Raw genomic sequence first — 16,117 nt, 5'->3', positions numbered from 1 at the left:
TCAATGCTATCTTAAAAAATTATTTTAACTATAATAAGAGTATATTTTTTATAATTTATAAAGTTTAAGAAGAAGAGACAATTAGTTATCCATAGATTCATATACTGAACTTAAACTAAGCATTAAAAATGTAAAATCACCTATAACATCAATATTCAGTATTTTTGATACTTACACCCGCATGTTCTATTTAAAATGCAATATAATTAGTGAGTGTAACGGCCCCTATGTTCAATGTCTGAAATTTTATCAATGATTTTAGAATTGCCATAACCCTCCAAAACACTTCTAAAATAACTGACTGCTTTTTCATAATCAACACTTTGTAAGGATTTTTTCAAAACAAGCAAATCAACTGCCTTATCTTCATCCAAATCAGAGTATCGGCCAAGACCAAAGTCTATAAAAATCAATTCATCATCACGAAGCATTATGTTGGATGAGGTAATATCACCATGAATAATATCTACAGAATGAAGTTTAGCAATTTCACGACCAACTTTAAATGATAAATCTTCATCTATTACTTCCTTAAGCATAACTCCGTCAATAGCTTCCATCAATATTGATTTTTCAGCCAAATCGACATCATACAAGATAGGGGTTCTAACACCTGCCCTTTTAGCATCAGACAATAATTTGGCTTCAAGTTTACAGCGTGATTTTCTGATTTTATTGTCAATTTCAGGAATTCTGTAATTTTTAGGAATTCTTGCTTTTATAACAGCATTTTCACCCATATATGAGCTTTTTAAAATATTTGACTCAGCACCTTTAGCTATCAAATCATCTGATAACTTCAAATAGTTTTTAGTATTGTCAATCCATGGAATATCAACTTCATCAGTCCTGAATCTTTGGATTATTCCAGTATCCGCCAAATCCATCGGTCCGAATTCCTTGCACATGAGCAATCCAAGCCATGCAATCATGACTCCATTGTCACCACATAATTTCATCTCAGGCATATAAAATTTGGCTCCATGCTCTTCAGACATTGTCTTAAGCATTTCACGCAGTCTTGAATTGGCAGAAACTCCACCACACAACATTACTTCGTCCTTTTGAGTATGAGACAGTGCACGTTCAGTTACCTCAACAAGCATTGCAAAAGCAGTTTCCTGAAGTGAAAAACAAACATCTTCAATATCAGCCCCTTTCTGATGCTGTCTTAAGGCGGCAGACAGCAATCCGGAAAATGAAAAGTCCATACCTTTAACGACATAAGGTAAGTCAATATAATTTCCTTTTTTAGCCAGTTTTTCTATTACCGGACCTCCAGGATGACCCAAACCTGTTTCACGACCGAACTGGTCAAGACAATTTCCAATAGCAATGTCTAATGTTTCACCGAAAATCCTATATCGTCCGCTTTCATAAGCAATTACCTGGCTGTTTCCACCACTGACATATAATGAAACTGGATTTACTGCACCAGTATCAAGTTTTCCAACTTCAACATGCCCAATACAGTGATTTACTCCAATGATTGGTTTGTTAAGTGACAAAGCCAAAGACCTTGCAGAAGTTGCAACGATTCTTAAAGCTGGACCGAGTCCAGGACCCTGTGAAAAAGAGATTAAATCCAAATCAGAATAATTTATAGCTGCTTCTTCAATAGCTTTAGGGATTAATTTAGGAATCCATTCCGCATGGTGTTCAGCAGCAATTCTTGGATGAATTCCACCTTTTTCAGGATATAACTGGCAGCCCTGCATAGCTAGAATATTACCATCACTGTCAACAATTCCCACACCAGTTTTTTCTGCAGTTCCTTCAATTCCTAAACATATCACAATATCAACCAAAATATTAATTTAATATATATTCTATTATAACTCATTACATATAATATTTAATTAATGAAAACAAAGTGATTAATATGGGATTTTATAACACAAACACTGTTGAGGAAAAAAGAGTTAATAAGTTAACTGGGGATATTCACATCAATGATGCTTTTAAGGAAGAAACCCAAAAACGTGGTATTCCCATTTATGATGCATACAATATACAAAAGAGATTGTATCATGAAGTTGAACAAGAAATGCTTATAGGTGAGGCTGCCGTTGATGCTCGATTGATGGAACTTTTAGAGGAAAAAGGTAAAAAGAAAGTATCTCACAACTATATTGAAGAAATGGCAGATGACGCCCCAAAAAGCAAAGGAATGATTCCTGCAAGACCCAAGCAGGCACCTACCAGAAACGAATTATTGGACAGCATTCCTCCAAGAGGAAGAGACGGTAAGACATTTGGCAAAAAGCCAGATAAGACAACTGCAGACTATTTGAACAGAATATTCCTGCAAAATCAAAAAATTATCAATCAGAACAAGAAGGTTATTGAATTATTGACTAAAATTGAGGAAAAATTATGATAGATGGAATTACAACCTACGGATCAACTGAACTGATGGAATACCTGGGAGAAGTAATTGATCCAGTATTTATTTGTACAATTGGAACTACAGAAACATCTTTAATACCCGGACTATCAGGCGCTGGTGCAACACCGGAATTAACTGAATATACTCCGGCTGCAGATTCTGAACTAATGGTATTTGGCACTGTTAAATGCATGGAAGAAATCCCACAGACAGTAGTTGGAAAAGCTGCTGCACCGACACCAGCAATGCTAACAAAAGCATCACTAGAAATCGCAGATATCCCATTCATCATTGCTGATGCAGGTTGTAAAATCAAACCGAATATAGAGTGCATGAGACTTGGAAATGAATATGGAAGAGACATAAGAACCGGAAAAGGCGTCTTAAATCCATTGGAAATTTATGAAAATGCACACGAATTAGGTGCTGAGCTTGCAAGACGCCACCCAATGTTAATTATTGGAGAAAGCATTGCTGCAGGTACAACCACAGCACTTGGAGTCTTAAGGGCACTGGGATATGACGCCAACGAGAAGGTAAGCGGAAGCATGCCTCACAATCCCCATGATATGAAGACAAAAATCGTTGATGAAGGACTCGAAAATGCGGGCCTAAACCCTGAAACAGATAACATAGACGGCCTTCAGGCAATCGGTGCCGTAGGAGACCCTACCCTAGCAGCAGTAACTGGATTTGTCTTAGGAGTTGATGAACAAATTCCACTCATTTTAGCTGGCGGAACTCAAATGGCGGCAGCATGTGCTGTTATAAAATCAATTAAGCCTGCTTTTGATTTTTCAAAAATCAATCTTGCAACCACAGTTTATGTTGTAGGAGATGAAACTGCAGACCTCTTAGGACTATTAAAACAGATTGATGAAGATATTACTCTTCATTCCGTCGACCCTAAATTTGAGGAATCAGACCATGATGGATTGAAAAATTATCTTGACGGCTTTGTTAAGGAAGGTGCAGGTGCCGGAGGTGCAATGTTTACTGCTCTTGCACGAGGTGTGCCTGTTGAAAAATTAAGAAAAAAAATAGAAAAAACATGCAGTTAAATTGAATTAACCATCATCATTTAAAAAAAAAGTAGATTAAAGAAAAAAAGATAAATTTGAGAGTGTAACACTCCCGAAATTATTTTTTGAATTTTCTTATTTGTGTTAATCCGATTGTAAATAGAACTAACAACAATACCATTATTGGATTACCTGTTGCATAATTAGCCAATGAAACACTTTCGCCACCATTCATTATATTATGATTTCCATTTTCAGGATGTGCTGGGGTTTCATTGAAATACACTTCAACATCAGTTATGGTGTCATTAGCCTCATATTTTTTATCACCAGAGTATGATGCATTTACATCATAGCTACCTTTTATTAATCCCGGAACTTTAAATACTGCTTTACCATCCTTAACTTCTGCAGTGTATTTTTTATTGTCAATTGTAATTGTTACAGTTCCTGTTGCATCATTTGGAACTTTAACAACAACTGTTGCTTCTTCACCTTGCGGGATTACATCACCCATAGCCAATAGTGGAGTCTTAAATTTTGATACTGTGAATCCAATTTGATTTGTGCTTGGCAAGTATTTGTCATCCCCATCAAATATTACATTTGCGCTGTATTTTCCGCTAGGAAGATCTGGAATGATAACATTTGCTTTACCGTTTATGATTTCTCCATAGTATCCAACACCATTAATGTCTACAAGCACCTGACCTGATGCATCACTTGGCACAAATGCAACGATTATTTCATCGCTTCCAACAGTTATGTCTTTTCCAACAGCACTGATATCAGATTGAAGTTTGGAAACTACAAACTGGCCTGTCGTGTAATTGTCTCGGTAATTCTTATCTCCAGAATATTTAACAGCAACAGTTTTATTTCCAAATGCAAGACCCACAACTTTAAATATTGCTTTTCCATCAATGATTTCAGAAGTTGTGTATTCTTTACTATCAATTTCAATAGTTACTGTACCTGTTACATCTTTAGGAAGTGTTACCACAACGGTTTCAGTTTCACCAACATAAATGTTTGATGTTTCAACACTTATTGGAGTATCATATTTTGGAAACTCAACAGCAATATTTGTTGTATTAGGTGAATAATCACCATCCCCACCATATTTCACAATAAGATCATGTTTTCCAGGAGTTGTATTTTCCAAATAAATTATTGCAGTACCGTTGATTACTTCACCTGTATAAACGTTATCTCCATCAGTTATAGTCACAATACCTGTAGCATTACTTGGAAGAATAACCTTAATAGTTCCATTACCCTGATCAATGACATCCATTGGAGTATTATGCATAGATACTGTAAACATTGTGGTATTTTCAGAAGGCAAGTATTTATAATCACCATTATATCTTACACTTACCAAATATTCCCCTTTAGGAAGACCGCTTATTACAAGTTCTCCATTTCCACCACTTATTGCAACAGAATATTTTTCACCCTCCTTATAAACAGCACCAAGTAAACCATTATTTAAATTGAGGTTATACTCTTCATTGTTTATGATAACTGTTACATTTCCAGTAGCATCAGCTGGAACAATGAATTTCATCTCTTCATTTTCACCAACAATAATATTATTAGCTGTTGGAATTACAAATGATGATATTTTTTCGACTTTGAATTCAGTTAAATTTGAACTAAGCAAGTATTTGTCATCACCTACATACGTTAATGTGACATCATATGTTCCGTTTCCTAAGCGTGGGATTTGAATATTTCCAACACCACCAGATACATTTACATAATACCCTATACCATCAATATCAATTAATACTTGTCCAGTTGCATCATTAGGTACATGAACAGTTATATTTAGTTTTTCACCAACTTTTACATCAACTATTTCAGCAACTAAACTAGAATCAACTTTAGATACATTGAATTGTTTAGATGAATAGCTGGAAGCGTAATTATCTCCACCAACATATGTTGCAAATACTGATTTTTGACCAGCAATTAGGTTTTCAATCTCAAATATTGCAACACCATCAATAATTTCTTTAGTATATGTTTTTCCATCAATTTCAATCGTTACATAACCATTAGCATCTTTTGCAAGAGTTACTTTAACCCTTGCATTATCACCCACATTGATATTATTAACTTCAACATCCATTGGAGAAACACCTTTTGAGATGTTTACAGTAGTGTTTAAAGTTGCATTGTTATGATTATCATCACCGGAATAAATCACTTCCACATCATGAATTCCAGGAGTAATATTTTCTAAATTAACAATAGCCTTACCATCGATAACAGTAGCATTAAACTCTTTATCACCAACTTTAATAGTCACATTACCAGTAGCATTATCACCAACGACAACAACCACAGTACCATTGCCATAATCAACAACAGTCAAATCAGACTCGGATTTAGCTTTATCAACAGTCATATTAACAATAGTGTAGTTAGCTGAATAATTAGAATCACCTGCATATTCAACCGCAATGGTATGATTACCTGCAGAAACATTATTAACACTAACAATAGCTTTACCCTTTTCAATTGTTGTATTATATTCTTTTCCACCAACATATATAGTAACATTACCTGTAGCATCGACAGGGACTTCAACAGCAATTACAATCGCTTCACCTTCTTTAACCTCACCAACAGTTACATTCATGCCCGCATCATATTTAGGAGCGGTGATATTAGCAGTGGCAGTTGCATTACTATGTATATCATCACCGGAATAAATTACTTCAACTTCATGAATGCCTGGAGTTACATTAGTAATATTAACGATAGCTGTACCATCGACAACAGTAGCATTGAACTCTTTATCACCAACTTTAATAGTCACATTACCAGTAGCATTATCACCAACGACAACAACCACAGTACCATTGCCATGGTCGACTACAATAATATTGGAATCGACTTTACCTGGTGCAACCGTGAAGTTTTCTAATGTGTAGTTTGCAGTGTAGTTTGCATTTCCACTATATTCAACTATCAATGTTTTATCACCTGCAGTGAGGTTTTCGATTGTTATGATAGCTTTACCGTTGGTAATATTGTCTGTAGTATATGTTTTACCATCAACAGTTACTGTAATATTACCTGTTGCATCTACTGGAACTTCAACTGTTACGGTAGTATTTCCACCAGCTGTAGCTTCATTTACTGTTACATTCATCTTTGTTTCATGTTTTGGAACAGTTATTGTAGCGTTTGTTGTAATCGTATTATTTCCATCAGTGTATATTACTGTAATGTTGTTTGTACCCGGAGTCATATTTTCAAGAGTTACTATTGCACTGCCGTTTTCAACAATTACTGTTTTATTAGTTCCGTTTGGAAGAACGACAGTTACATTTCCATTTACATTTTCAGGTACATTTACAACAACAGTGGTGCTGTTTATTACAGTTGTTACAGGTGAATAACCACCTGCATCATTTACATTGAATGTTACATCCAATTCTGTTCCTTTATAATTTTTATCATCAGTAAATTCTACATGAGCTGTTTTATTACCAACAGTGAGTTTAGTCATTTGAATTATTGAAGCAACATCTCCGGAGTATGTTTTTCCATCAACAGTGATTGTTACCTGTCCAGCATAATCATCCGGAACTATGATAATGAATGTTGAATTCATGTAAGAAGTTACATTTTGAGCTATTACTAAAGCAATCAAGTTAGCTTTTGTAATGTTGAAGTAAGTGTGGTTTTGAGCAATATCATAATTTGAATCACCCAAGTAAGTCACATTTACAATATATCTTCCAACATCTAAGCCAGTGACATTTAATTTAGCTTCACCATTTACGATTTTAACAGTAACGTTCACTAGAGTATCGTTTACGGTTATGGTTACATATCCCTTTTGAACATTTGGAACTTTAACAGTTATTTCAGATACATTTCCATAAACAACATCAATTGCAGTAACATTAACTGAAGCAGTGTTTTTAGCAGTAGAGAATTTAGTGGAGTTTTTGGATGAAGTAAAGTTAATATCCCCATTGTAAATAACAACAATTGAGTTATTTCTAACAGTCAAATCTTTATTCAATAGTGCAGTATTTCCAGTTAAAACAACAGTATAATTTCTTTCATTAACATAAAATGTTACTGTTCCAGTCACATTTGTAGGAAGTACTGTAGCTATTACATCACCATTTGCATTTTGTGATAATGTTACGGTAGATGCCGCTTGATTAATCAGGAATTTAGTTGAATTTGTTTTGGTTAGATATCTGCTGTCACCAGTGTAATTTGCAATAACTGTGTGCAATCCGCCAGACAAATTATTTAATGTTAAACTACCCTCACCATTAGCATCAATTGTAACTTGATAGTATAATCCATCTATTGTCAAGTTAACTTTTTTAGTTTCGACATTGCTTGGAACTGTTAGTGTAAATATAGTATTTTGACCATATGTATGCGCTTCAACAGATAGATATAAATTCCAGTCATCAGTTGCAGTCACATTGAATTTAGTTCCATTATTGTATTTCAATGCATAAACATCATCACCAGGATAAGTTACATTAACAATATATTGACCAGGATTATTTAAAATCGCAGTATTTACAGTTAGAATTGCCAATCCATTATTAACAATCACATTTTCATATTTTGTATTATTGACATATACAGTCAAGTTTTTAGTGACTTCTGTTGGCAGACTTATATAAATAGTAGCATTTTCACCAAGTTTTACATCATTGACTTTTACAGTTATATTATAATCACTGATTTGGCCAACTGCAAATGAAACTTTAGCAGAATTTGAGTTAAAGTATGCATCACCATCATAATTAACCTCAATATCCTGGTACTGTCCTTTATGAAGATCGAAAACATCGAATTGTGCTTCTCCTTTTGGATTCAATTTATCATAGTATGTTTTACCACCAACAGTAATGTTTACAAATCCTGTTGCATTCTTTTTGGCATAAGTGTCATTTACAATTACAATAATTGTTTGTTTTTCACCAACATCAATTATTAGTTTAATTGGAGTTGCATTGACAGTTGTATTTAATTTATATATAGTAAATGAAGTTAAATTGGTTGCATATGCATAGTATGCATTTTCCTCAAGAACCACACCAACATCATGGTCGCCCGTGGTTAAATACTCATCAACAGTGATTTCAAGTCTACCAGTGTAGTTTCCATCAGGACCTTTAGTCATTTCCACATCCCGAACTTCTTTTCTTCCATGCAAATTAAAGTGAACGGTTCCATTGGAGTTTGTAGTGATTAATGCAATAATATTTTCACCATAAGTTATATTCTCAATATTAACTATAATCCAGGACTGACGCAGATGGATAGTGGTCGTGTTTATTGCAATTGAACCCATGTGATATGTATCTCCAGAATAGCTTGCTCCAATCGTATAGACTCCAGCTCCCAAATTCATCATTGGTAATGTTGCATTAGCGACGGACCAAGCTGTAAACTCAGTATTCACAATATTATGTTCATCAATATCAGTAATATCAACAGTGATGTTTTTAACAAGATTACCATCACCATCATATACCAAAAAGGTTACATTTTGACCTTTAATAGTATAATTACTACCCGCAACAGGTTTTAATGTAGCATTTACTAAAATTCCATCAAGAGTAATATCAATTTGATCAATTGACACAGTTACTGGCATCTTAACATTTAATGTACCGTTATAAACAGTGTTCATCTTTAAACCTTTATCAATAGGTATGAGATGGAAATTACCTTGATAAATACATTGAATTGTATCTGCATTATATGGAAGGATGTAATGATTTCCAACATCCTGATAAACATTATTAGTAGTGTTTAGGGAATGTACGGAGATAATTGTGTTCAAATTATCATCTGTAATATTAGCAAAGAATATAAAGTAATCGTTCCATGTCACATTATAAGATTCATTATTCAGCATCTTAGTAGTAGTTTTTGTCCAAATCGTTCCATTATTATATATTACATAATCAAAATTGTTTTTATCAAGATATAAATTACCATCATTCCAAATTGCATAATTAACAACATCAGATACAATTTCATCATCTATATCTGTTAAATACATTATGTTTTTAGTTGGCTTATTGGAAGTGATTTTATTTTTAGTTAAATGCACTTCAGCAGTTTTATTGATTAAAATTGTATTTTTAGCATTTTCAAATGTACAGTTAATTACTGTTGAGTTACCAGAATGGAAATACAATGCAGTACCATAAGTTTTATCAGAGTGAGTGTTATTAAATGTTACATTTTCAATCGTTACATTACCATCAACATACATCCCTCCACCATAATCCCAAGAGGAGTAAGTGGAATTAATTTTGGAATCTTTTACATTGATATCATATACATTGCTTAAATAGACTGTTCCTCCACAATAGTTAGCTCCAGAATCATAGAAGTAGCTATCTGTAATATTTACATTGTTAGAGTTAATCCATGCAATAGAACCACCATTTCTAAATGCAGTTTCATCATAAGTAGTAATGTTAAATACAACAGAATCATTACAGTTATCAGCGGAAATAGATCCTCCAGACAAGTGGGCCTCATTATGTCTGAATTTTGAATTGGATAATCTTAAATTGGTTGAGTTTTCCCAATAGATTGCTCCACCCTCACCATAAACAGTACCATCAACGTCAATATAGCCTGCAGCAACATTATATTTGAAGAAGCAATAACTAATATTTGCATTGTCTGAGTTAAATCCAGCTATAGCACCACCATCAACCATAGCAACAGAAGATATGAAATTGGAATAACTGATAGTCACATTATCTCCACACAAGACAAGTGCACCACCATTGGTTAATGAATTACATGAAGTGAATGCAGTATTGTTGATGGTCATGTTATCGGAGCCTTCAGCCACATATACCGCACCTGCATTGACGGATATGCATCTTGTAAAGTTAGTGTTTATGATTGTACCGTTGTTTCCTATCCAATCTATAGCTCCACCACGACCGGAAATAGCATTTGATACATAGTTGTCGATAAATGTTGAATTATCAACTATACAATTGTCACTTTGAGAACCAACATATATTGCAGCCCCACTATAGTCAGCAGTGTTATTAATGAATGTGTAATTGTTAATATGGATATTTGACACACCTAACCAAGCAAGAGCCGCACCTGATACATATGCATGGTTTCTGATAAATGTATTGTTTATACCAAATCCGCCAGTTGCACCAGATTCTCTAGCTAAAGCAGCACCATAATCTGCACGATTTGAAGTGAATTGGGTATGAGTAAGGTTTACCAAAGTAGCATTACAGTCAATAGCACCACCATTTCCTGTTGCAGTGTTATTTGAAAATATTAAATGAGACAATACACTTTCACTTGATTCCCCATTCAAGTATAATGCTCCTCCATCATGAGCTGAGTTTCTGGTAAAGTTGGAATATGTAATGTTACCTTTTTGCGCAAGCCAGTCAATAGCACCACCACGGTTTCCAGCATCATTTTTATCGAAAAGAGAATCTAAAATAACATTAGTTGAACCTTGACCGCCAACATATACAGCTCCACCATTTCTCAAAGCTGTGTTGCTATAGAAACGAGTGTCATTTAAACGAACACCAGATGCAACTAAATTAATAGCTCCTCCATCATGATAAGCACCGTTACGATTAAATGTAACATTAGTAATGTTTGTATGACCTGAATCACTACCTATGTGGATAGCCCCACCATCAAATGCATTATTGTTAGTGAAATTTGAATTTATGATAGTGTTACCAGTTGAATCTGAATCAATAGCTCCACCCTGACCATAAACACTGTTAGTTACATTATTGCCCTTGAAATCACAGTTATTTATAATGAAATTATCACTGCCTTTTGTTGCATAGATAGCACCACCCATTTGATCAGCGATGTTATTTGTGAATATGTAATGATTGATGTTGATATTTTTCACATCCATCCAGGCAAGAGCTGCACCAGCAATTCCCGCATGATTTGAAGTGAAGTTATTATAAAATCCAAAACCATTTGTAGCTCCAGATTCTCTACATAAAGCAGCACCATACTCACCAGCATAATTAGATTCGAATAATGTGTAGGTAAGGTTCATACGAGTAGAATTACAATCAATAGCACCACCATTTTTTGTAGCATTATTTGATTTGAAAATCACATGAGTAATGTTAGTGTTGCTTGAAACACCATTAAGATATATTGCACCTCCATAATTAGCAAAGTTACTGGTAAAGTTAGAGTATGCAATGTGACCTGCATATGCTCTCCAAAATATTGCTCCACCATTGTTTCCAGCATTGTTTTCTTCGAATTTTGAATCGTAAATCTTATTGGTAGTACCTTCACCACCTACATAAAGAGCACCACCATTTCTTAAAGCAGTGTTTGTGTAGAAGTGAGTGTTGTTTAAGGTCACAGCAGATGCCTGCAGATTAATAGCACCACCATCAAAAATAGCATTGTTTTTGGTGAATATTGAATTAGTAATATTGGTATTACCAGAACCACTTCCTACGAATAAAGCACCACCATAGAACGCATTGTTATTTGTGAAGTTAGAGTTAATAACTGAAGCATTATCTGCAACTACATCAACAGCCCCACCATGACCGCCAGTCAGATTAGTAACATTGTTTCCTTCAAATATGGAATTATCAATTATACAGTTGTCACTTCCATTACCAATATATATTGCTCCACCACTTGAATTAGCAGTATTGTCATAGAAATAATAATAATTAATATGGATTCCAGTTACATTCATCCAGGCAAGAGCTGCACCAGCAATATCTGCATGGTTTAACCTAAATGTGTTATTTCTACCTGATCCACCAGTAGCTCCAGATTCCCTACATAAAGCAGCACCATACTCACCTGCATAATTTGATATGAAGGTTGTGTTGTAAAGTTTACCTCCAGTAGCATTCCAGTCAATAGCCCCACCATTATAAGTAGCATTATTTCCGGTGAATGTTACGTTTGTGATTTGACTGTTGTCAGAATTTCCTCCAATGTAAACAGCACCACCATATTCTGCAGAGTTTTGTGTGAAGTTAGTGTTGAATATTTGTCCTGCAGAAGCATTCCAGTTAATTGCTCCACCTTTACCATATGTAGCAATATTATTTGTGAAATATGAGGAGTTAATGAAATTGTTTTCACCGGTTCCTCCCACAAATATCGCCCCACCTTCAGATGCTGTGTTTTCTCTGAAATAAGTGTTATTTACTGCAACAGAAGATGCTGTTAAATCAATTGCACCACCAATAGTAATCGCATTGTTTCTTAAAAATCCTGAATTAGTAATGTTAATGTTTCCTGAATCACTTCCAACATAGAGTGCACCACCAGTGTATGCATTGTTATTAATGAAAGTTGAATTTAAAATATTACCATCAACAGCATACCATTCAATAGCTCCACCATGACCACCAGTGAAATTAGTTACGTTGTTTCCAATGAATGTGGAATTGAAAATAGTACAGTTAGCACTGCCAACACCAACATATATTGCACCACCACTGAAATCCGCTGTGTTATCAATGAATGTATATGTATCAATGTAGATTTTTTCTGCTTTTATCCATGCAAGAGCTGCACCAGCAATATCTGCATGGTTTAACCTAAATGTGTTATTTCTACCTGATCCACCGGTAGCACTTGCTTCCCTACATAGAGCAGCTCCGTTTTCAGCAACATTTGATTCGAAAGTAGTGTTGTAAAGACGCATTTTGGTAGCATTACAATCAATTGCACCACCATTTTTGATAGCTTTATTGTTTGAGAACAGACACTCATCAATAGTACAATCTGAAGCAGATGAATTGTAGTATATACCACCACCATAACTTCCCGCATAGTTATATACAATAGCCGAATTATTTATGATTCCGTTTTGACCAGCCCAGAAAATAGCTCCACCTTTATCTAGAGAATCACGATATTTACCGCTAGAATTACCATTAATAAATACAATATCATTTAAAATCACATTATTTGCTGTAATATTGAATATTCTGGAATAACCTAATGCATTAATTGAATATCCATTACCATTAATTATAATGGATTTAGTGATATTCATACAATAATCATCAGGATATGTGACTTTATTTCCATAATCTTCCTTAGAAATAAATTCAAAAGATCTGGATAAATCAAGAACTCCTCCATCAGGAACATCATCGATTAAACTTTGAAGATACTTGAAATCACCCATATTCCATATGTCAAGTGTTGTGAAAGTAGTAGTTGCCTCTTTATATAAATAATTACTATCTTCAAATCCGACAGAAACATCATATTTTGTATTGCGGGTTAAATTTTCCCTAATATTAATAATAAATTTTTCATAAATCCTATTGAAATAAGTATCATAACCTGCAGTTGTGTTCAAAATCATTTGAGAAACAGGAACACCTTCATGAGTAACATTGATAACAACCATATATGAATTTCTATTAGGATCTTTTGGACTGGAAATATTTACTACACCCATAATAGCATTTGAATCAGCTAAAGAGGACACATTTAATGAATAATCATTATTATTTTTGAAATAAGAACTATTAATGTGATTTGCATATGTAGAACCATCTGAACCTTGAGGTGAAACAGAAGTTCTGCCATTTTTTAATACACCTTTACCGTCAAAGTCATTATAATCACGACAAACAACAGGATTATCCCCTAATCCATCAACGACTACATAGTATATTCCACCACCATTATGTGATGCATTATTATTGGTAAAAGTACAGTTTGTAACCCATAATGCTGAACCTATACATCCGGCGTAGTATAATCCCCCACCATTATAAGCATTTGATGCATTAATTGTTAAATCATTAAAGTATATGTAATTATTATTACCAACATAAATTGCACCACCATATTTAGTAGCTTTATTGTCATTAAGTATACCATTAGTTATATGTTGAGTATCGGAATTAATATATAAAGCACCACCATTATTAGTAGCTGTACAATTAATTAAATTTATATTAATAATAGTATTTCCTTGAGAGTTTAAGTATAATCCACCACCATTAGTGGCCCTAGAGTTTATAACAGAAATATTTTCTATAGTATATGCATTATTACTTGACCAGTATATAGCACCACCATTATTATTAGAAGTTGAATTAGTAATATTAATATTATACATAGTACCATAACTACCTGTCCAATATATAGCACCACCTAAACCTGTAGCAGTAGAATTAATTATTTCTACATTTGATAATATTGAACTAGTATCAAACACCCTTACAGCCCCACCATTTTGAGCTGAAGAATTAATAATAGTTATTTGAGAAAGTGTGCTTCCAACATCATATTTAATATCCAATGAGCCTCCATTTTGAGAGGAACAATTGATAAAAGTAATGTTTTTAAATTGAGAGTATCTGGAATTTAAATACATTCCTCCACCATTAGCATTAGATTTGCCTGTAGTACAATTTATAAAACTACAGTTTTCAAAATAAAAATATCTTGAAGCCTGGTTTGAAGAAAATCCTCCACCCTCATAAACCGCATAATTATTCTCAAAAGTTAAATTGTATAAATAGAAATATTCAAATCCATTTTCTGACCCATCCATACGAATTGCTCCACCACGACCAGCATTATTGGATAAAAATGAAGAATTAATAATATTTATATTTTTAACCCAATTATTAAAGTGTATGGCACCGCCATAAGCATTAGTAGGGTTGTTAGTTGTCACATAATTTTCTTCGAAGGTATTGTTGATTATATCGACATATCTTGATTGCTCAACAAAAATTGATCCTCCGCTACCATATGCATAATTTTTTCCGAAATAGGAATCCCTAATAATAACATTCTTTTGATTGTCCTTAATTTCAATTGCACCACCATGAGCCGCAGCATGATTTTCTTCAAAAGAACAATTAGTTATAAGAGTATTTGTAGCTGTAGTATATACTTCTATAGCACCACCACCATAACCATTTCCAGTAAATGAAGCATAATTTCTATAAAAAGTAGAATTTTTAATTATTGAGTTAGTACTTCCTATTCGTATAGCACCACCCTGAGTTGCGGAGTTATCTTCAAAACTACATCCATCAACGATTAATGTTGAACTACTATCAGTTAAAATAGCTCCCCCATAATTACTGACACCATTTGTAAAATTAATTCCCCTCAGGGTAACGGTTGCACCCTGAATATTAAATATCCTTGCTTTAGAGTTAGCATCAATAATTACATTCCCATTTCCAGTGATAGTTACATCCTTTGTTATAATAATCCCGTTTGACAATGAATCAGAACTACTATAGGTATAATTTTTATCAAGAGTTATATCTCCCCCGTTAGTTACTAAATTTTTCAACGCTGTAAATGATTCCGAATTCTCATTAACAGACACCATATCATCATTAGTTGATGAAAGTGGGTTTGCAGAGACATCATTTAGCGATAGTAAATTTTTGTCAGTTGTATTTAAATCACTATCTGCCGCCGCCACGGATGAAAGTGATAAAAATAAACATAATATTAAACAAATCAATACAATTTTAAATTTATCCATATTAACAATCTCCAATAAATTAAATATTTTCGAACGTTTATATGGTATTAATTAAGATTTTCAAAATATATATGCCTTTGTTTATTGTATATTAAAAAATGATTAAAAAAATTTTAAATAAATATATTATTATTAAACAAAAGTATA

General features: G+C 33.7%; 4 protein-coding genes. 2 read left to right on the top strand and 2 right to left on the bottom strand.

The genetic code is table 11. From position 1 onward, the window contains the following. Positions 1-206: 206 nt before the first annotated feature. A complete protein-coding gene (locus tag SM9_RS00460) occupies positions 207-1,796 on the bottom strand; it encodes a bifunctional N(6)-L-threonylcarbamoyladenine synthase/serine/threonine protein kinase (RefSeq protein WP_058740280.1) in 1,590 nt (529 codons plus the stop codon). Between the two features lie 86 nt (positions 1,797-1,882). On the opposite strand from SM9_RS00460, the gene SM9_RS00455 reads away from it, so the two are divergent. After that, positions 1,883-2,380 (top strand): hypothetical protein, encoded by a 498-nt coding sequence (locus SM9_RS00455; protein ID WP_058738268.1) that lies wholly within the window; start codon positions 1,883-1,885, stop codon positions 2,378-2,380. Then, positions 2,377-3,450, top strand: a complete 1,074-nt coding sequence (cobT, locus tag SM9_RS00450) for a nicotinate mononucleotide-dependent phosphoribosyltransferase CobT (RefSeq protein WP_058738267.1) — start codon at positions 2,377-2,379, stop codon at positions 3,448-3,450. The genes SM9_RS00455 and cobT overlap by 4 nt, the downstream gene beginning before the upstream one ends. 79 nt (positions 3,451-3,529) lie before the next feature. Here the strand turns inward: cobT and SM9_RS00445 are convergent, their stop codons facing one another. Then, the gene (locus SM9_RS00445) at positions 3,530-15,970 is read right to left on the bottom strand and encodes an Ig-like domain-containing protein (RefSeq protein WP_058738266.1); all 12,441 of its coding nucleotides are present in this window, start codon (positions 15,968-15,970) and stop codon (positions 3,530-3,532) included. Positions 15,971-16,117: the final 147 nt, after the last annotated feature.

Origin of the sequence: Methanobrevibacter millerae (assembly GCF_001477655.1) — an archaeon.
GTDB classification, from domain to species: Archaea; Methanobacteriota; Methanobacteria; order Methanobacteriales; family Methanobacteriaceae; genus Methanocatella; species Methanocatella millerae_A.
The sequence above is the reverse complement of the archived record's forward strand: the minus strand, read 5'-3'. Positions and strand labels throughout refer to the sequence as shown.